This window comes from Streptomyces sp. NPDC002536 (assembly GCF_053594995.1).
On sequence record NZ_JBSFWU010000035.1, the window covers coordinates 12,616 to 30,978 of the forward strand.

The 18,363-nt window shown below is 70.9% G+C and carries 14 protein-coding genes; 6 read left to right on the forward strand and 8 right to left on the reverse strand.

The window, feature by feature from the left end; genetic code table 11:
- Positions 1 to 15: 15 nt before the first annotated feature.
- The 5 genes from ACWD4B_RS15525 to ACWD4B_RS15545 all read right to left on the reverse strand — a co-directional run bounded on the left by ACWD4B_RS15525 (position 16) and on the right by ACWD4B_RS15545 (position 7,531).
- Positions 16 to 1,014 (reverse strand): alpha/beta fold hydrolase, encoded by a 999-nt coding sequence (locus ACWD4B_RS15525; RefSeq protein ID WP_451421213.1) that lies wholly within the window; start codon positions 1,012 to 1,014, stop codon positions 16 to 18.
- Complete coding sequence (locus ACWD4B_RS15530) at positions 1,011 to 1,469, reverse strand: phage holin family protein (RefSeq protein ID WP_336410605.1); 459 nt, start codon at positions 1,467 to 1,469, stop codon at positions 1,011 to 1,013. The genes ACWD4B_RS15525 and ACWD4B_RS15530 overlap by 4 nt, the downstream gene beginning before the upstream one ends.
- 116 nt (positions 1,470 to 1,585) lie before the next feature.
- Positions 1,586 to 2,983 (reverse strand): Na+/H+ antiporter NhaA, encoded by a 1,398-nt coding sequence (gene nhaA, locus ACWD4B_RS15535; protein WP_451421214.1) that lies wholly within the window; start codon positions 2,981 to 2,983, stop codon positions 1,586 to 1,588.
- Positions 2,984 to 3,218: 235 nt separating this feature from the next.
- Positions 3,219 to 5,192, reverse strand: coding sequence for an acetate--CoA ligase (acs, locus tag ACWD4B_RS15540; protein ID WP_451421215.1), 1,974 nt, complete (start codon positions 5,190 to 5,192; stop codon positions 3,219 to 3,221).
- A 143-nt stretch (positions 5,193 to 5,335) separates the two neighbouring features.
- Positions 5,336 to 7,531, reverse strand: coding sequence for a carbonic anhydrase (locus tag ACWD4B_RS15545; protein WP_451421216.1), 2,196 nt, complete (start codon positions 7,529 to 7,531; stop codon positions 5,336 to 5,338).
- Positions 7,532 to 7,835: 304 nt separating this feature from the next.
- Here ACWD4B_RS15545 and ACWD4B_RS15550 point away from each other — a divergent pair, with 304 nt between their 5' ends.
- Positions 7,836 to 9,185: a hypothetical protein gene (locus ACWD4B_RS15550; RefSeq protein ID WP_451421217.1), complete on the forward strand. Its 1,350-nt coding sequence runs from the start codon at positions 7,836 to 7,838 to the stop codon at positions 9,183 to 9,185.
- Here ACWD4B_RS15550 and ACWD4B_RS15555 read toward each other — a convergent pair.
- On the reverse strand, positions 9,166 to 10,155 hold the full coding sequence (locus tag ACWD4B_RS15555; protein ID WP_451421218.1) for an ATP-binding protein: 990 nt from the start codon (positions 10,153 to 10,155) through the stop codon (positions 9,166 to 9,168). The genes ACWD4B_RS15550 and ACWD4B_RS15555 overlap by 20 nt on opposite strands.
- Positions 10,156 to 10,256: 101 nt before the next feature.
- On the opposite strand from ACWD4B_RS15555, the gene ACWD4B_RS15560 reads away from it, so the two are divergent.
- Positions 10,257 to 11,078, forward strand: coding sequence for an oxidoreductase (locus tag ACWD4B_RS15560; protein ID WP_451421219.1), 822 nt, complete (start codon positions 10,257 to 10,259; stop codon positions 11,076 to 11,078).
- A gap of 279 nt (positions 11,079 to 11,357) precedes the next feature.
- On the opposite strand, the gene ACWD4B_RS15565 is transcribed toward ACWD4B_RS15560, so the two are convergent.
- Positions 11,358 to 12,257, reverse strand: coding sequence for an HAD family hydrolase (locus ACWD4B_RS15565; protein ID WP_451421220.1), 900 nt, complete (start codon positions 12,255 to 12,257; stop codon positions 11,358 to 11,360).
- 486 nt (positions 12,258 to 12,743) lie between these two features.
- Here ACWD4B_RS15565 and ssd point away from each other — a divergent pair, with 486 nt between their 5' ends.
- From ssd to ACWD4B_RS15585, 4 genes are all read left to right on the forward strand, one after another.
- Positions 12,744 to 13,817, forward strand: coding sequence for a septum site-determining protein Ssd (gene ssd, locus ACWD4B_RS15570; protein ID WP_451421221.1), 1,074 nt, complete (start codon positions 12,744 to 12,746; stop codon positions 13,815 to 13,817).
- Positions 13,814 to 14,971 (forward strand): TadA family conjugal transfer-associated ATPase, encoded by a 1,158-nt coding sequence (locus ACWD4B_RS15575; RefSeq protein WP_451421222.1) that lies wholly within the window; start codon positions 13,814 to 13,816, stop codon positions 14,969 to 14,971. Before ssd ends, ACWD4B_RS15575 begins: the two co-directional genes overlap by 4 nt.
- Complete coding sequence (locus ACWD4B_RS15580) at positions 14,968 to 15,885, forward strand: type II secretion system F family protein (RefSeq protein WP_451421223.1); 918 nt, start codon at positions 14,968 to 14,970, stop codon at positions 15,883 to 15,885. Before ACWD4B_RS15575 ends, ACWD4B_RS15580 begins: the two co-directional genes overlap by 4 nt.
- Positions 15,886 to 16,013: 128 nt before the next feature.
- On the forward strand, positions 16,014 to 16,754 hold the full coding sequence (locus ACWD4B_RS15585) for a type II secretion system F family protein (protein WP_451421249.1): 741 nt from the start codon (positions 16,014 to 16,016) through the stop codon (positions 16,752 to 16,754).
- 402 nt (positions 16,755 to 17,156) lie between these two features.
- Here the strand turns inward: ACWD4B_RS15585 and ACWD4B_RS15590 are convergent, their stop codons facing one another.
- Positions 17,157 to 18,134, reverse strand: a complete 978-nt coding sequence (locus tag ACWD4B_RS15590) for a restriction endonuclease (RefSeq protein WP_451421224.1) — start codon at positions 18,132 to 18,134, stop codon at positions 17,157 to 17,159.
- Positions 18,135 to 18,363 lie beyond the last annotated feature (229 nt).

Consider the following 18,363-nt stretch of genomic DNA (forward strand, 5'->3'; position numbering starts at 1 on the left):
CGGGCCGGGTTGCCCCTAACGGTCGGGTTCCGGGTCCTTGAGCCAGCTCACCAGCTCCGACGAGAACGCCGCCGGATCCTCCTCATGCGGGAAGTGGCCCAGCCCGTCGAAGAGCCGCCAGCGGTACGGTGCCTCCACGTACTCCCCGGAGCCCGCCGCGCTGCGGGTGCGCATCACCGGATCGAGGGATCCGTGCAGGTGCAGGGTGGGCACCCGCACCGGCCGCTTCATCCGGCGGTTGAACTGGATGCCGTCCGGGCGTGCCATCGATCGCACCATCCAGCGGTACGGCTCGATCGAGCAGTGCGCCGTAGAGGGGATCGACATGGCCCGCCGGTAGACCTCGACCACCGCGTCGTCCGGCAGCCGCGGACCCGACCAGTCCCGTACGAGCCGACCGACCAAGGCGGCGTCGTCCGCGACCAGCTGACGCTCCGGCAGCCACGGCCGCTGGAACCCCCACACGTAGGAGCCCGCCGCGCTCTGCCGGACGTCGGTGAGCATCGCGGAGCGCCAGCGGCGCGGGTGCGGCATCGAGGACACCGCGAGCCGGCGCACCAGCTTGGGCCGCATCACGGCCGCGGTCCACGCCAGGTAGCCGCCCAGGTCGTGGCCGACGAGCGCGGCGTCGGGTTCGCCGAGGGAGCGGATCACCCCGGTGATGTCGAGGGCCAGGTTCGCCGGGTCGTAGCCCCGGGGCGTACGGTCGCTGCCGCCCACGCCGCGCAGGTCCATGGCGACCGCGCGGAAGCCCGCCTCCGCGAGGGCGGGCATCTGGTGGCGCCAGGTCCACCAGAACTGCGGGAAGCCGTGCAACAGCAGCACCAGTGGCCCCTCGCCCATCTCGGCGATGTGGAACCGCGCCCCGTTCGCCGCGACCTCCCGGTGGGTCCACGGGCCGTCGGGACGGACGACCGAGGCGGGGGAGGCCGAAGCGGCCGATGGGGGACCCGGCACGGCGGGCCTGTCGGGGCCGGGGGACGCGGGCGCTGCGGGAGAGTCGGGCACCGTCATACGGACGAGCGTGTCACAGATGCGTCCGTCTGGCCGGTGTCGGCCGGAGAACGCGGGTGCGGCTTGACCGTGCCCAGCACCGCCGCCGTCTCACGCGCCGAGGCGATGCTCTTCTCCGGCTTGGAGATCTTCTTGAACTTGGCCACGGCCAGCAGCACGAGCACGGCGGCGATCAGCAGGAACGCTCCGCCGGTGATCAGGAAGGACCAGGCGAGCCCCAGGCCGAGGTTGTGGATCCCGTACGCCGCCGCGAAGCTGAGCACCGGCAGGGAGAACAGCGCCAGCGCCCCCGCGGCGGCGACCGCACCGCCGCCGATGCCCAGCCGCCGGGCGTCCTCCCGCAGCTCGGCCTTGGCCAGCGCGATCTCGTCGTGCACCAGCGCGGACAGCTCGGTGGTGGCCGTCGCCACCAGCTGGCCGAGGCTGCGGTTCGCGCCGTCGTCGGCTGCGCTCATCGGCTGCTCCCTCATCGTCATCAGCTTCGTCCTCCGCGGAGATCCGGCGAGTACCTACCCACCGCGCGTGCGGCGGGCCGGTTTTCGCAGGTTCCGCAGAGGTAAAGACTCTCAGATCATGCCGGACCATCCTCCCCGGCGGGGCGCCCGGCGGCGACTTGCGCCAGCCTGCGGTGCTCGGCGGCCTTCGCCTCGAGGAGCGCGGCCATGCGCAGGTGGTAATCGGGGTTGCCCTGCTCGTAGATGTCCGGGATGCCGTCGAGATCCTCGTCCCGGTCCTCGTCGGCGCAGAGCCTCCTGTACTTGTTGTCGCGCAGCTTGAGCAGGGTGGCCGCGAGGACCGCCGCTATCAGCGACCCGACCAGCACGGCCGCCTTGACCTCGGCGGTCAGCACCGCGTCCCCGGCGAAGGCGAGCTCGCCGATCAGCAGGGACACCGTGAAGCCGATGCCGGCCAGCGTGGCGACGGCGAACACGTCCGGCCACTTGAGGTCCGGATTGAGCTCCGCCCTGGTGAACCGTGCCGCCGTCCAGGTGCCGCCGAAGACGCCGATCGCCTTGCCGAGCACCAGACCGAGGACGACGCCGAGCGTCTCGGGCCGCCGGAAGACGTCCGACAGCGCGCCGCCGGACAGCGTCACGCCTGCCGAGAAGAGCGCGAACAGCGGCACGGCCAGGCCTGCCGACAGGGGGCGCACGAGGTGCTCGATGTGCTCGCCGGGGGAGTGCTGCTCGTCGTCGTGCCGGGTGCAGCGCAGCATCAGGCCCATGGCGACGCCCGCGATGGTCGCGTGCACGCCGCTGTTGTACATCAGAGCCCAGTTGGTCACCGCCAGCGGGACGTAGATGTACCAGCCGCGCACCCCCTTGCGCAGCAGCAGCCAGAAGACGGCCAGCCCCAGCACGGCGAAGCCCAGAGCCGCAAAGTTGATCTTCTGGGTGAAGAAGATCGCGATGATCAGGATGGCGAACAGGTCGTCGACGACTGCGAGCGTCAGCAGGAACGCGCGCAGCGCCGAGGGCAGGGACGTGCCGATGACCGCCAGCACGGCGAGGGCGAAGGCGATGTCGGTGGCGGTGGGCACGGCCCAGCCGCCCAGGGAACCGCCGCCGCTCTTCGCGACCGTGAAGTAGACGATCGCCGGCATCGCCATGCCGCAGATCGCGGCGACCACGGGCAGCAGGGCGGCCTTGGGATCGCGCAGCTCACCGGCGACCAGCTCGCGCTTGAGCTCGATGCCGGCGACGAAGAAGAAGACCGCCAGCAGGCCGTCGGCCGCCCAGTGCTGGACGGAGAGGTTCAGCCCGAGGGAGCCGGGGCCCAGATGGAAGGAGCGGACCGCCTCGTAGCTCTCCCGCAGTGGGGTGTTCGCCCAGATCAGCGCGGCGACGGCCGCCGCCAGCAGCAGCACGCCGCCGACGGTCTCGGTACGCAGGGCTTCCGCCAGGTAGTTCCGTTCGGGCAGGGGCAGCCTGCCGAGGAAGACGGAACGGCGGTTCTTGGGGGCGGCCACGGCGGTGGACCTCCTGGGGGTCGACTGAAACACGTGGGTACACGTGTGCTGTGTGCCGACCAGACTTCCCGGCGCGCCCCTGATTCTTGTCGCGATTTTTACGCGACCAGTACTTACCCTAACCCGAAAGAGCGAAAGGCACCCGGCAGGATGCCGGGTGCCTTTCCTGACCGGTGGGCCGGTACAGGGTCGCTACAGCGCCTCTGAGCAGTCAGTCCTTACGTCGGTCCGCTCGTCACTCCTCGCTGCTGGAGGCCGAGGGGAGCTTGGCCTGGATGAGGTCCATGACCGAGGAGTCGGTCAGCGTGGTGACATCGCCGAGGGTGCGGTTTTCGGCCACGTCGCGCAGCAGCCGGCGCATGATCTTGCCGGAGCGGGTCTTGGGCAGCTCGGCCACCGGAAGGATCCGCTTGGGCTTGGCGATCGGGCCCAGCTGCTTGGCGACGTGCGCCCGCAGCTCCTCGGTCAGGCCCTGCTCGTCCTCGGCGGCGGCGCCGCTGCGCAGGATGACGAAGGCGCAGATCGCCTGGGTGGTCTGCGGGTCGGTGGCGCCGACGACCGCCGCCTCGGCGACCTTGGGGTGCGAGACGAGCGCCGACTCGACCTCGGTGGTGGAGATGTTGTGGCCGGAGACCAGCATCACGTCGTCGACGCGGCCGAGCAGCCAGATGTCGCCGTCGTCGTCCTTCTTGGCGCCGTCGCCCGCGAAGTAACGCCCTTCGAAGCGCGACCAGTAGGTGTCGCGGTACCGCTGGTCGTCGCCCCAGATGGTGCGCAGCATCGAGGGCCACGGCTCGGTGAGCACGAGGTAGCCGCCGTGGCCGTCGGGCACCTCGCGGGCCTCGTCGTCCACGACGGTGGCCGCGATGCCGGGCAGCGGCACCTGCGCGGAGCCGGGCTTGGTCTCGGTGACCCCCGGCAGCGGGCTGATCATGATGCCGCCGGTCTCGGTCTGCCACCAGGTGTCCACGACGGGCGTCCGGTCGGCACCGATGTGCTTGCGGTACCAGACCCAGGCCTCGGGGTTGATGGGCTCGCCCACCGAGCCCAGGATGCGCAGGCTGGACAGGTCGAACTTCGCCGGGATGTCGTCGCCCCACTTCATGGCGGCGCGGATGGCGGTCGGCGCGGTGTAGAGGACGGTGACGCCGTACTTCTGGACGATTTCCCACCAGCGGCCCTGGTGCGGGGTGTCCGGAGTGCCCTCGTAGAGCACCTCCGTCGCGCCGTTGCTCAGCGGCCCGTAGACGATGTACGAGTGGCCCGTCACCCAGCCGACGTCGGCCGTGCACCAGAAGACGTCGGACTCCGGCTTGAGGTCGAAGACGGCGTGGTGCGTGTACGAAATCTGGGTGAGGTAGCCGCCGGAGGTGTGCAGGATCCCCTTCGGCTTACCCGTGGTCCCCGAGGTGTAGAGGATGAACAGCGGGTGCTCGGCATCGAAGGCCTCGGGCGTGTGCTGGTCGGACTGGCGCTCGACCAGGTCGTGCCACCAGACGTCGCGGCCCTTGGTCCAGGCGAGGTCCTCCTGGCCGGTGCGACGGACGACGAGCACGCTGCGGACGTTCTCCGTGCCCGGCCGGGTCAGGGCCTCGTCGACGGCGGGCTTCAGCAGGGAGGCCTTGCCGCGCCGGTATCCGCCGTCGGCGGTGATGACGACGCGGGCATCGGCATCGACGATGCGGGTCGCCAGCGCGTCGGCGGAGAAACCGCCGAAGACCAGGGAGTGCGGGGCGCCGATGCGGGCACAGGCCAGCATCGAGACGACCGCCTCCGGGATCATCGGCAGGTAGATCGCGACCCGGTCGCCCGCCCGGACGCCCAGCTCGGTCAGGGCGTTGGCGGCCTTGGAGACCTCGCGCTGCAGCTCGGCATAGGTGATCGCACGGGTGTCGCCCGGCTCGCCCTCGAAGTGCAGGGCCACCCGCTCGCCCAGACCGTTCTCCACGTGCCGGTCGACGCAGTTGTACGCGACGTTGAGCCTGCCGTCGGCGAACCACTTCGCGAACGGCGGGTTCGACCAGTCCAGGGTCTCCGTCGGCTCGGTCTCCCAGCTCAGACGCCGGGCCTGCTCGGCCCAGAAGCCCAGCCGGTCCGCCTTCGCCTGCTCGTACGCCTGGGCGGTGACATTGGCCTCTGCGGCCAGACCGGCAGGCGGTGCAAAGCGGCGCTCCTCCTTCAGAAGGTTGGCCAGGCTTTCGTTGCTCACGACATCTCCCTTTCCCAGGGTGCCCGTTGCGTCCCGGCCCATAGCTCATCAGCCCGGGGCACGCCCTGACAAGGGGTGTTGGCAAAAACTGGTTTAGACCTCTATCCGGGCGTCCAGCTGTGGGGAAGCCGAGGTCAGAGGGGTCATACGGCATCGAGGACCTCCGGCCGGACGGCGCTGAACGTGTGGGACCGCTGATCCAGCACATAGGCCTGGGCGCGGGCGACATCGAAGTACATGCCCTGCAGATGGAGCGAACCCTCGGCTGCGCGCCGGGCAACGCAGGCATGCTCCATCAGGTGGTCGAGCTGCTGCATCACGTTGACGAGGGCGAGCCGCTCGGCGTCGTCGGCGACGGGCCGGTCGTCCAGTGCGACCTCCCCGCGTCCGAGCCGGCCGATCCGCTGCATACGGGCCAGACTCGGCCGCCCGTGCCGCAGCCATCGGCCGAGCGAGGTCTCCGCCGCGGACCCCGGCTGCGGACCGGGAGAGGCAGCGGAGTTGAGCAAGGCCTGCATCGCCCCGCAACCGGAGTGCCCGCACACGGTGATGGTGCCGACCCGGAGCACGTCGACGGCGTACTCCACGGCCGCTCCGACCGAGTCGCAGGTGCCGTCGTTGCCCGGCGGCGGCATCAGGTTTCCCACGTTGCGCACCGTGAACAGATCGCCGGGACCGCTCGAGGTGATCATGCTGGTCACCAGCCGGGAGTCGGCGCAGGTGAGGAAGAGGTGCCCGGGGCACTGCCCCTCGCGGGCGAGGCGCGCCAGCTCGTCGCGGACCCGTGGCGCGGTGTTCCGCTGGAAAGCGCTGACCCCTCCCAGGAGTTGCCGTCCGCTGACCGGCTCAGGCGGTCCGGCCGTGGTGCGGGGGCGGGTGCAGTAGTGGTTGCGCCACGGCGTCCACGGGTGGCAGACGTGGGAGTCGACGGGCGCGCCGGAGGCGGCGGTACCGGTGGCCGCGGCACTTGATGTGCGCCCGGAGCCGGCACGGACGGCCTCGTACGCCTTGATGCGGACGAGCCGTGAGATCCGGCCCAGCGAGAAGAGCACCGTGACCCCCAGCCCCACCGCGAGCCCCTGGAGTACACCGAGCATCGTGACGGAACCGAATGTGGCCCCGTACACGGCCAACTCCCGCTGCCCGTGCGGCATCAGCCCGCGGTGAGCCGACACGACCATCCGCACACCGGCCACCAGCACCAGGGAGGAGAGGGCAGCCAGCGGAACCAGGTGCAGCGCAACCGCCAGAACCAGCGCGCCCGCGCACACCGGGACCCAAGCGCCGTGCGGCTCCTGGGGATTGCTGTTGCTGCTGGCCGGCCCGGCCGCGCCCTCGCCCGGTGCTGGCCGTGTGCCGTGGACAACGGGCAGCCCGCCCAGCAGTCCGGACACCAAAGTGGCAAGGCCTTGACCTGCCATTTCGCGGTCCGGCCCGTCGGCGGTTCCGTCCGCCTGCTCCTGCCCTTGCCCGACGGGATGTTCGGCCCGGATGCGGCGCATGTCCATCACGGCGGGCAGGGACTCCATGCCGGCGACGAGTGCGACCGTCAGGACGGCTGCGAAGACTCCCAGGACCGGACCGCCGGGAAGGGCTGTTGGTGCCTGCAACTCCCACGGGGAGAAGGAGACTCGGGGCATGGTGGTGGCGGCGCCGGCCGCAGTCGCCGCGGCCAGGGCCGCGAAGGGGGCGGGGATCCTGCGCAGCCACCGCCCGGTCCGCTCCGGGATCCGGCCCCAGCAGACCGCGACGGCCGCGGTGAGGGCGCCGATCAGCAGCGCCTCCGGCCGGGGGTGCGCCAACTGCTGCGGAAGCGCGCCGAGACTCTCCGGGAACGGGCCGCCCGGGCTGCCGCCCAGGAGGACGGGTGCTTGCCCGAACGCGATGGCCGTACCGACTCCGGCGAGCAGACCGTGCACCACCGCCGGACCGGCCGCCAGCACCAGACGGCCCACCCTCGCTGCGCCGAGGGCGAGTTGGACCAGACCGGCCAGCGCCGTGATCGCGCAGGTGACCCGCCAGCCGTAGCGCTGGACCAGCTCGGCCGTCACCACCACGAGCCCGGTGGCGGCGCCGCCCGCCAGGGGCGGCGTCCCGCCGAGCACGGCGGAGACCGCGGTCCCCGCGGCCACCGCCACGAGGCCTGCCTGCAGCGGTGCGCCCGAGGCGAGCGCGATGCCCAGGGAGAGGGGGAGCGTCACCAGGGAGACGGTCACCGAGGTGCGCAGGTCCCGGCGCCAGGAGGATGCGGGGCGCCTGGCCCGGCCGGCGGGCTCGGGCCGGCGGTCCCGGGAGGATTCGGGCGGGGGCAGGGGTGCCGGAATCGGCTGAGTGTGCATGGTCGTTCCCGTCTTCGTCGGGGCGGCGCGGCCGTGCTGGGGCACGGCCGTGGTCACGGCGGGCAGCGGCGGGAGCGGCTGCTTCGGCAGAGATTTCTCAACTCTCAGTAAATGAATCGTAATGGAGAGTAAAGGTCCGACGGAAGAGCGAGTGGAGCAAGGTGGACGGCCTTCCCTCTAACGTGTGAATCCGTATGTTCTTCGGCTTGTCATACTTTTCTCTCCCTTCGGTTCGTGCGACGTTGGCGCCGCGTGACGGTCCGAGCGCCGGATCGGCCGGTCCGGCCGAAGGTGAGGTGCGCCGATGGCGGCTGCATGGAGATTCGCGCTGGGCGGCCTCGCCGCTCTGGCACTGACGACCGGCGCGTCCGGCTGCTCCGGGACGACGCGCGGCGATGCGGGGCCGGACGAGGGGGCGGCCGTGCCGAATGCGGTCGAACGCCCGTCCCGGCTCATCGGTGACGGCTCCACTGCCGAGACCGGCCCCCAGCCCCGGCAGCCGAAGCCCCGCCGCCTCGGAGCCGGGGAAAAGCCGCCGCAGTTCGTCGTCTTCTCGTGGGACGGATCCGGCGAGGACGGCCAGAAGCTGTTCTCCCACTTCCGCGCCGTCGGCAGGAAGTACCACGCGACCATGACGTACTTCCTCAGCGGCGTCTACCTCCTCCCTTCCGGCAAAAGGGAGTTGTACGACCCGCCCCGGCACGCCGCCGGTGCGTCCGACATCGGCTTCAACGACGTCAAGGGCGTCAGGGCAACCGTCGCGCAGCTCCGCGGCGCCTGGCTGGAGGGCAACGAGATCGGCACGCACTTCAACGGTCACTTCTGCGGCTCCGACGGCGGGGTCGGCACCTGGACCACCGAGGAGTGGATGAGCGAGATCCGGCAGGCCGAGTCCTTCGTCAAGAGGTGGAAGACGAACGCCGGCCTGCGGGGCGAGCCGCCCCTGCCGTTCGACTACAGCAAGGAACTCGTCGGCGGCCGCGCCCCCTGCCTGGAGGGCCAGCGCCACCTCATCCCCGCGGCCAGGGCCATGGGTTTCCGCTACGACGCCAGCTCCATCGGCGGCCGGCAGGTCTGGCCCCGCAGGACCGGTGGCATCTGGGACTTCCCGCTCCAGGACATCCCGGTGCCCGGCCAGTACTTCGAGACGCTGTCGATGGACTACAACTTCCTTGCCAACCAGTCCGGAATCACCAAGGGCGACCCCTCCCTGCGCGACGAATGGGGCGACCAGATGCGCGACGGTCTCCTCGCCGGATTCCACCGTGCCTACCGCGGCAACCGTGCCCCGTTCTTCGTGGGCGACCACTTCGAATCCTGGAACGGCGGAACGTACATGCACGCCGTCGAGAGCGTCATCAAGACGGTCTGCGGGAAGAAGGGCGTGCGGTGCGTGTCGTTCAAGCAACTCGCCGACTGGCTCGACGTCCAGGACCCCGGAGTGCTGGCGAAGCTACGCACCTTGGACGTGGGCGAGGCGCCGAAGAAGGGGTGGGGGCGGTTCCTCGGCGGCCGGCCCGCCGCTTCGCACGCCTCCGCCCGCAAGGCGTCCGGGAAGGACGCCGACAAGGAGGACGACTCCGACGGGAAGACGAGGGAAGAGAGGAAGGAGAGGGGGACGCGGAAGGCGGACGTCAGGCGGGCTGCGGAGTAGCCAGGAGTCGCTCGTCCAGCACGAAGGACGGATCGACCTGGGCCGCCAGGTCGGTGCCCGTCTTCGCATTGCCCCAACTCTGCGCGTTCTTCAGGTGGAAGTGCACCATCTGGCGCGTGTAGCGCTGCCAGTCGCGCTGCTCGTACGTGGCGTCGGCCGCCGCGCGCAGCGTGTCCAGGGCCTGCCGGTTGGCCTCTTCGAGCAGGCCGAAGCGCGGCGGACGTCCCTTCTCCATGGCCCGGACCCAGTCGGAGTGGCCGACCGTGGCGAGCAGGTCGTCCCCGACCTCCTCGCGCAGGAAGTCCAGGTCGTCGCTGCCCTGCACCTTGTTGCCCACGACCTTCAGGCAGACGCCGAAGTCCCGTGCGTACTCCTTGTACTGGCGGTAGACGGAGACTCCCTTGCGCGTGGGCTCGGCGATCAGGAAGGTGATGTCGAAGCGGGTGAACATTCCCGAGGCGAAGGAGTCGCTGCCCGCTGTCATGTCGACGACGACGTACTCGCCGGCGCCGTCGACGAGGTGGTTCAGGTAGAGCTCGACCGCGCCGACCTTGGAGTGGTAGCAGGCGACACCGAGGTCGGACTCCGTGAACGGTCCGGTCGCCATCAGCCGGACCGGGGCGCCCTCGTCCAGCCGTACGGGGCGGGCGCACGCCTCGTACACCGGGTTGTCCTCGCCGATGCGCACCAGCCGCGAGCCCTCGCCGGGAGGGGTTGTCTTGATCATGGTGTCGACGGCGATCCGCGGATTCGTGCCCCGCAGCCAGGCCTTGATCAAGGGCAGCTGCGCGCCCATCGCGGGCAGCGCGGCGGCATCCGCCTCGTCGAGTCCGAGTGCCGCGCCCAGGTGCTGGTTGATGTCCGCGTCCACGGCGACGACGGGGGCGTGGGCGGCGGCGAGGTGGCGGATGAAGAGCGAGGACAGCGTGGTCTTCCCGCTGCCGCCCTTCCCTACGAAAGCGATCTTCATGTTCACCAAGCGTAGGTGCGGGAATGCGTGGCGTGAGAGTCGTGAGTGAAGAAGACCACTCGTTCGAGGGGTGTGAGCCCGAAGTGCGTAGGGTTTTGCCCATGAGTACGACAGCCGATCCGCTCGCCGCCCTGGCCTCGCTGCCCGGCGTTGCCGACTCCGTGGACTCCGTGCGCAGGGCGGTGGACCGGGTGTACGGGCATCGCGTGATGCGCCGCCGAAGCAATGAGATCACCTCCGAGGCGGCGCTGCGCGCTGCGCGCGGCTCCGCGGCCCTGTCCGGTGCGGACTGGGCACTCGAAGAGGTGCGCCGCCGCTCCGACTTCGGCGGTGAGGGCGAACCGCGCACGGTGGGTGCCGCGTTGCGCCTGACCGCCGAGGCGGGCCAACTGCTCAGCGTGTGGCGGCAGTCGCCGCTGCGCGTGCTGGCCCGGCTGCATCTCGTGGCCGCGGGCGGTGACGCCCCGGACGCGCGGGTGGGGCGGCCCCGGCTCGCCGGGGAGCCCGTCGACGAGCCGTTGATCGGCCTGGCGTTGCCGGAGGCGGACGAGGTGTCGGGCCGGCTCGAGGGGCTGGCCGGCCTGCTGGTCGCGGGCAGCGAGGCGCCGGCGCTGGTCACGGCGGCCGTGGTGCACGGCGAGTTGCTGGCCCTGCGGCCCTTCGGGTCGTACAACGGCCTGGTCGCCAGGACGGCGGAGCGCATCGTGCTGATCGGCAGCGGTCTGGACCCCAAGGCGATCTGCCCGGCCGAGGTGGGCCATGCGGAGCTGGGGCGCGAGGCCTATGTGGCGGCGCTCGACGGCTATGCGTCCGGAACGCCCGAGGGCGTGGCCGCCTGGATCGCCCACTGCGGACGGGCGGTGGAGCTGGGAGTGCGCGAGAGCACGGCCGTCTGCGAAGCACTGCAACGAGGCGCTGCCTGACGGGCTTCCGAGGGGGCGTGCCGTGGTGCGCCTCTGCACAGGGTTGCGGCGGTACCGGTCCTGCATTGGTACCGCCGCTGGCATGTCCACCGGGTTACCATGCGTGCACGAAATTTGCCCATCAGGTCGGGGACTTCGCCCGTCACCTGGTGCGGCTGGCCCGTAATCGACGGGTCGGCGTCGCGTGGGTGCCCGACGTTCATGCGCGGTCCGTGGGGCCTTGGTGCGTGAAGGGCGTCCTCCCGGATGTCCCTGGTCTCGCGGGCCGTCAAATCCTTTCTACTCCTGTCGTCGGAGAAGCGGAAGTCCAAGCCGCAGTTCTTTGCTTTTGCCATCAAAGGCGGGCAATGCGGGCGCGTAGTTGCGGCGGCGGCCCGCCAGCCAGACCAGGCCTGCGGTGGCGGCGGCCGCGCCGACCGCCGCGGCCATGACCAGCGCCGGGCGTGAGGGCATGGCCAGGGAGGCCACGCGTTGTCTGAGCCGCACGGGGCGGTTGAAGGTGAGGACGGGCCAGTCGCGGGTGATGGCCTCACGGCGCAGGGCCCGGTCGGGATTGACGGCGTGCGGATGGCCCACCGACTCCAGCATGGGAATGTCCGTCACCGAGTCGCTGTAGGCGTAGCAGCGCGCCAAGTCGTAGCCCTCCGACTCCGCGAGCTCCCTGACGGCCTCGGCTTTGGTGGGCCCATAGGCGTAGTACTCGACCTCCCCGGTGAAGGCGCCGTCCTCCACGACCATGCGGGTGGCGACGACCCGGTCGGCGCCCAGCAGCTCGCCGATCGGCTCGACGACCTCCGCGCCCGAGGTGCTGACGATCACGACGTCGCGCCCGGCCGCGTGGTGCTCCTCGATGAGCGAGGCGGCCTCGTCGTAAATGATCGGGTCGATGAGCTCGTGCAGGGTTTCCGCGACGATCTCGCGGACCTGCTGGACATTCCAGCCGCGGCAGAGTCCGGAGAGATACTGGCGCATGCGTTCCATCTGATCGTGGTCGGCGCCGCCGGCCAGGAAGACGAACTGTGCATACGCGGTGCGCAGCACGGCGCGCCTGTTGATCAAGCCGCCTTGGTAGAAGGACTTGCCGAAGGTGAGCGTGCTCGACTTCGCAATGACCGTCTTGTCCAGATCAAAGAAGGCGGCCGTCCGGGGCAAGGACTGGTTTTCCACTCCGCCGAGCATAGGGGCCCTCCATTCGGCGTAAGCTGAGGCGTGTGGGTTTGCCTGAGAAGGCTCTCGGGTACACCATGGAAGTCACGGATCGTTCGCGACCGTGTCTAACCCGGTCCGGCTCCTCCCCCCCCGAGTCGGCCGTGGGGACGACCCCCGCTCTCCCCCCCGGCGGGGGTCGTCGCATGTCCGGATGTGTTTCGTCCATCCCCATCGGGCCTTCCTCCCCTCGTGCGGCCGCGTCCGGCAGCGGTCTTGCCCCCTCATGCTCGTGACGCAGCGTAATCAACCCACCGCTCTCCGGAAGTCACCGGTATAGGTGAGCGGGATATTCACATCCGCTGAGTTGTCCACAGTTTTTGACCAAGATCCACACGATTTCCCGGTTCGCTGCACGGTGATTCCCCGCGACTTCCGCGATGCCCGCGGATGCGAGAGCGCGTAGTGAGAGGGGAGGGCACCGTGACCGGATCCCGTACATCCGATTGGCACGCTTCCATGCCCGGCAGACAGAACGGGCCGCTGATCGTCACGGAGGACGAAGGACTGCTCGACGACCTGCTGCGGCTGTGTGCCGCTGCCGGGGCCGTTCCCGAGGTCGCCCATGGAACGCCCGCGCGCAGGGCGAGTTGGGATTCCGCGCCGCTCGTCCTGGTCGGCGACGACTGCGTCGGTCGGCTCGGCGCCGTCGGCCGGAGGGACGCGGTGGTGCTCGTCGGCAAGGACATGGACGATCCGGGCGTCTGGCAGCGGGCCGTCGGGATCGGCGCCTGCGAGGTGCTGCTGCTGCCCGACGGCGAGAGATGGCTCGTCGACAGGATCGCCGATGCCGTGGAGGGCGTGGGACGCGCCGCGTTCACGGTGGGGGTCATCGGCGGCAGAGGAGGCGCCGGGGCCAGCACTCTGTCCTGCGCCTTGGCCCTCGCCGCTGCCCGCGCGGGGCTGCGCACCATGCTGATCGACGGCGATCCGCTGGGCGGCGGGCTCGACGTGCTGCTCGGAGGGGAGGGGGCGGAGGGTCTCCGCTGGCCCGCCTTCGCCGACTCGCGGGGCAGGGTGGCGGGCCAGGCGCTGGAGGAGGCACTGCCCGAGATGCACACCTTGCGGGTGCTGAGCTGGGACAGGGGCGACTGCACGGCGGTCCCGCCCGACGCGATGCGGGCCGTGCTCGCCGCGGCCCGGCGGCGCGGTGGGGCGGTGGTCGTCGATCTGCCGCGCCGATTGGACGACACCGCCCTCGCAGCCCTCGAACAGCTCGACGTGGGGCTGCTCGTGGTGCCCGCGGAGCTGCGTGCCGTCGCCGCGGCCCGGAGCGTGGCGGCGACGGTGGGCATGGTGCTGGACGACCTCCGGGCCGTGGCACGCGGCCCGTTCGGCTCCGGACTCGACGGGGACGAGATCGCGCGCCTGCTCGGCCTCCGCCTGGCCGGTGAACTGCCGCCCGAGCCCGGCCTGTCACAGGCCCTGGTCTCCGGCAGGCCTCCAGGCGGCGGCACGCGCGGCCCGCTGGCCCGCTTCTGCGCGCGGTTCTGGGACGCGGTGCAGATCGGTGACGGAGGTGTGCCGGTATGAAGGGCGCCCTGCTGGACGCCGTACGGCTGCGGCTGGCGGAGAGCGGGCTGGAGCCCACCCCCGCCCGGGTCGCGGAAGCCCTGCGACGTGAGGGGCGGCTGCTCGGCGACGCCGAAGTGCTCGGTGCCGCCGACCGGTTGCGCTCCGAGCTGACCGGTGCCGGACCGCTGGAACCCCTCCTCGCCGCACCCGACGTGACCGATGTGCTGGTCACCGCACCCGACCGGGTGTGGGTGGACCGCGGAGCAGGCCTGGAACGGACCGGGGTGGCCTTCCCCGACGCGGCAGCGGTGCGCAGACTCGCGCAGCGGCTCGCCGCCATCGCCGGGCGCCGCCTGGACGACGCCCGACCCTGGGTGGACGCCCGCCTGCCCGACGGCACCCGGCTCCACGCGGTGCTGCCGCCGGTGGCCGTCGGATCGACTTGCCTGTCGCTGCGCGTCGTACGGCCCCGCGCCTTCTCCCTGGACGAGCTGGTGGCCGCGGGGACGGTTCCGCCCGGCGGACAGCGGTTGCTGCGGGCCGTGTTGGCCGCCCGGCTGTCGTTCGTGATCAGCGGGGGCACGGGCAGCGGGAAGACCACGCTGCTGTCCACCCTGCTCGGGCTGGTCGCACCGGACGAACGCATCGTGCTCACCGAGGACTCGGCCGAACTGCGCCCGGATCACCCTCACGTGGTTCGTCTGGAGAGCCGCCCGGCGAACCAGGAGGGCACCGGACAGGTCACCTTGCGGGACCTGGTGCGCCAGGCGCTGCGGATGCGCCCGGACCGCCTGGTCGTCGGAGAGGTGCGCGGAGCCGAGGTGCTGGACCTCCTTGCCGCACTCAACACCGGCCACGAAGGGGGATGCGGAACGGTGCACGCCAACGCTGCCTCCGACGTGCCCGCCCGGCTGGAAGCGCTGGGATCGACGGCGGGACTCGACCGGGCGGCGCTGCACAGCCAGTTGGCGGCTGCGCTGTCGGTGGTGATCCACCTGGCGCGCGACCGCCGCGGGCGCAGGAGGGTCGCAGAGGTGCACGTTCTCGACCGGGATCGGAACGGCTTCGTGACGACCGTCCCCGCAGCCGTATGGGGCGCTGATGAGTTCGAACGGGCGCCGGGATGGGCCAGGCTGGCGGAGCTGTGCGAGCGCGGCGGGGGTGCGCCATGACCGCCGCCGGGGTGTCGCCGCAGGTCGTGTCCTGGTGCGCGGCGCTGATCTGCGCGGCAGTGGCCGCCGGAGCGCTGTCGCGGCCGGGCCGGGAAGTGCGCCGCGCCAGGCTCCTCTTCGCAGGCGCCGGAACGGCCGGAGTGCAAGGGCCCGCCCCGCGGCTGTGGCTTCGTGTGTGGTTTCGCGAAGGAGAAAGGCGCCTGCGCCGGGCGTGGCAGGAGCGGCGCGAGTGGGTGTGCCTGCCGCTCGGCTGCCTGGTGGCCCTGCTGGGGCATTCCGTACTGCCTCTGCCGGCCGGGGTGTTGGCGGTGCCCCTGGTGCGGCGGTGGCTCGCTGCTCGTGCCCGGCAGCGTGAACGGGAGGCGCGGGAAGCCGCCGTGATCGATCTGTGCGGGACCGTCGCGGGCGATCTGCGGGCCGGAAGACAGCCCGGCGAGGCCGTGGCGGAAGCCGGTCATGAGGATCTCGGGCCGGGTTGGGCAGGGGTGCCCGCGGCCGCGAGGTTCGGCGGGGACGTCCCGGCGGCCCTGCGAAAGGCCGGGAGCGGTCCGGGGACGCAGGGGCTGAACGGTGTGGCCGCCTGCTGGCGGGTCGCGGTCGACGGGGGAGCGGGGCTCGCCTCCGGGCTGGAGCGGGTGGCTGCGGCCCTCGCTGCCGAACGGGACCAGAGGGAGGAACTCCAGGCCCAGTTGGCGGGGACGAGATCGACCGCGGTGATGCTCGCCGTCCTCCCGGTGCTCGCCCTTCTCATGGGGACTGCGCTGGGGGCGGCCCCGCTGCGGGTGCTGTTGCACACCCCGGCCGGGCTCGGCTGCCTGGTGCTCGGGGGACTGCTGGAGTGGGCGGGGCTCGTGTGGACGGGGCGCATTGTCCGGTCCGCCGCCGGGGAGTCCGGGGGAGGCGGTCGCGCGTGATCGGCAAAGGCGTGATCGGCGAAGGTGCGACCGGTGAAGACGTGATCGGTGAAGTCGTCCGCAGGCTGGGGCTGGTGGCCCCGCTTGCCGCCCTGCTCCTGTGCGCGGCAGTTGCGATTCTGTTGGGCATGGCCGCAGTCGCGGCCGGCGCGCTGGTGAACGGGATCCGCGGCAGACGTGCAGTGCGCCGCCGGGTGGCGTCGTTGTGGGGATCCGGCCCCAGGGCAAGTGCCGTTGCCCGCATGCGGAGTCATGCGCAGCAGGCGGCGACGGGTGACGGGCTTCTCGCAGCGGGTGCGGGAGTTGTCGTGCTCATCCTCCTCGGAGGTGTTGCCGGATGCGTGACGGGCGTCGCTGTGTCATACGGCGTGTGGCGGTGGCGGAGGCGCGCCCGGTGGTCTGCGGGGCATGAGGCGTCGGCAGAGGAGGTTGCGCAGCAACTTCCCCTCGCAGCCGATCTCTTGGCCGCCTGCCTCGCCGCCGGTGCAGGGCCTCGCGAGGCTGCGGAGGCCGTCGGGGCGTCCCTGGGCGGCCCGGTGGGCGAACGGCTCGCCCGGACGGCTGCGGAGGTGCGGCTGGGTGGGGACCCGGAGGTGGCCTGGGGGCGCCTGGGGAGCCTTCCCGGTGCCGGAGGGCTGGCGCGTTGCATGGAGCGCGCCCAGGCGACGGGCGTGCCCGCCGTGGAGCCGATGTCACGACTGGCGGCCCAGTTGCGTGCAGCCCGGACCCGCGAGGCCGGCATACGCGCCCGCCGGGCGGGCGTCCTGGCCACGGCACCGCTGGGGCTGTGCTTTCTGCCCGCCTTCCTCTCGGTCGGCGTGGTGCCCGTGGTGTACGGGCTGGCCGGCGGGCTCATGAAGGGGAGTTGACGCGGGCGTCGAGGGATCGGGCGGGGACAGAGCGGGCGGCTGGAGGCAACGGCCCGGAGTACACAGGGCAGATCAGCTGCAAGCAACTCAACACACCATAAGCAGCACGCAACACGCACAGGACAGTGCAGCAACACGTCGGAACGACAACACGCCCGAGCAGGGCGGAAATCGAGGAGGACACAGTCATGGTGATGTCGTGGTGGTCACGGCGTTGGGCACGGATGAAGACGGCGGCCGAGGCAGGCATGACCACGGCCGGTGTCGTTGCACTTGCCGTGTCCCACACAGACCGTGTCGCTTTACGCGGGGGCTCGTCTCTCAGTAGATGTCGAGCGTGTGTGCTCCACTGTGTCCCTTTCAGCGGACTGCCAGGTGATGAGGGTCACGTGCCTGGCGTTCTCAGTAGGTGCGCTTGAGAACGTCGGGCAACGGGAGTCCCCATGTGGCCCAGTCTTCCAGAGTGCTCCTGTCTATGAGGGTGATGTTCTGGGAGCGGGCGAACCACCGTGCGGGCGCGGAGTAGGTGCCGTTGGTGACGGCGATGACGACGTCGGCCTGGTGGACCTGCCGGGCGGTGCCGTTGAGCCGCTGAAGGTCGGGGGAGCCGATGGTGCGGCGGCCGCGTGTGTGCTTGCACTGGACGACGATCCGCGTTCCGTGAGGATCGATCGCGATGACGTCGGCGCCCAGGTCGCCGGCTCCTCCGCGGGACTGCACGATCGTGTATCCGTCTCGCTTGACCAGGGCGGCGATGGTGAGCTCGAAGTCGGTGTGGTACATCGTGCGGAACTCGTCCAGGGTGAAGGCTTCATCGCTGTGCCGGAATGCCTGCATCTGCGATTCCTGCAGAGCAAGGGCGTGTGTCCGGTTACGGTCGTCGGCCAACGTGCCGTCCACGCGCGCGTGTGCGTCCATGTGCGCGTCGAAGAACTTCATCAGCTTCTCAAGCGGTGACGGTGCGCTCTCGACGCCAGGGGTATAGCGCTTGCGTATGTCCTTGGACCTGCCGAAGTCCTCGCCCATCTTGCGCCAAATTCTTTCGGAGTGCTCGCAGTAGAGGAGTGCGTCCTTGAGGTGTGCCCTCATACTTCTCGCCGTGTCCGAAGCGATATCGGCGTAGTAGTCGTCGAGTGGCATGCTGCTGTAGTCGTCGATCTCGCTGCGCTTCTCGGCGTGCTCCAGCTCGCGCTGGGTTCTATCGCGGAGCTCTTCCAGGTACTTGTGGATCTCCAGCGCGATCTCTCCTTCGCGCACCCACAGGAAGCTGGCCAGCAGGTCGCCGTCGTCGGCACGGCCGATCAGCTCGCCCATGACTTGTCGGAGCGTCTTGTCGGCGAATCGTGGTGGTACGACGGCGGCATTTCGGTCGATGATCACCGCGGGAGGGTACACAGGGCCACTGACAATCGGTGCTCGGCATCCTTGCAGGTCACGGGCTTGCTTGAAGCCTCGTTAAAGGAAAACGCTGTGCCGGGACGTTTCCTGAGACGTGCCGAGAGCCTCATCTGAAGGAAAGTGCTCAGCTGCGACGTTTCCATGGGCGCTGCCAGATGAGGTGAGGGCGGCGATGCGGTGCCATCGACTGAGCATGGAGGGCTCCCCGACC

Coding starts and splice junctions, on each gene's coding strand:
- ACWD4B_RS15525 (WP_451421213.1), bottom strand. CDS start 1,014: ATGACGGTGCCCGACTCTCCCGCAGCGCCCGCGTCCCCCGGCCCCGAC.
- ACWD4B_RS15530 (WP_336410605.1), bottom strand. CDS start 1,469: ATGAGCGCAGCCGACGACGGCGCGAACCGCAGCCTCGGCCAGCTGGTG.
- ACWD4B_RS15545 (WP_451421216.1), bottom strand. CDS start 7,531: ATGCACACTCAGCCGATTCCGGCACCCCTGCCCCCGCCCGAATCCTCC.
- ACWD4B_RS15550 (WP_451421217.1), top strand. CDS start 7,836: ATGGCGGCTGCATGGAGATTCGCGCTGGGCGGCCTCGCCGCTCTGGCA.
- ACWD4B_RS15555 (WP_451421218.1), bottom strand. CDS start 10,155: ATGAAGATCGCTTTCGTAGGGAAGGGCGGCAGCGGGAAGACCACGCTG.
- ACWD4B_RS15560 (WP_451421219.1), top strand. CDS start 10,257: ATGAGTACGACAGCCGATCCGCTCGCCGCCCTGGCCTCGCTGCCCGGC.
- ACWD4B_RS15565 (WP_451421220.1), bottom strand. CDS start 12,257: ATGCTCGGCGGAGTGGAAAACCAGTCCTTGCCCCGGACGGCCGCCTTC.
- ssd (WP_451421221.1), top strand. CDS start 12,744: ATGCCCGGCAGACAGAACGGGCCGCTGATCGTCACGGAGGACGAAGGA.
- ACWD4B_RS15575 (WP_451421222.1), top strand. CDS start 13,814: ATGAAGGGCGCCCTGCTGGACGCCGTACGGCTGCGGCTGGCGGAGAGC.
- ACWD4B_RS15580 (WP_451421223.1), top strand. CDS start 14,968: ATGACCGCCGCCGGGGTGTCGCCGCAGGTCGTGTCCTGGTGCGCGGCG.
- ACWD4B_RS15585 (WP_451421249.1), top strand. CDS start 16,014: ATGGCCGCAGTCGCGGCCGGCGCGCTGGTGAACGGGATCCGCGGCAGA.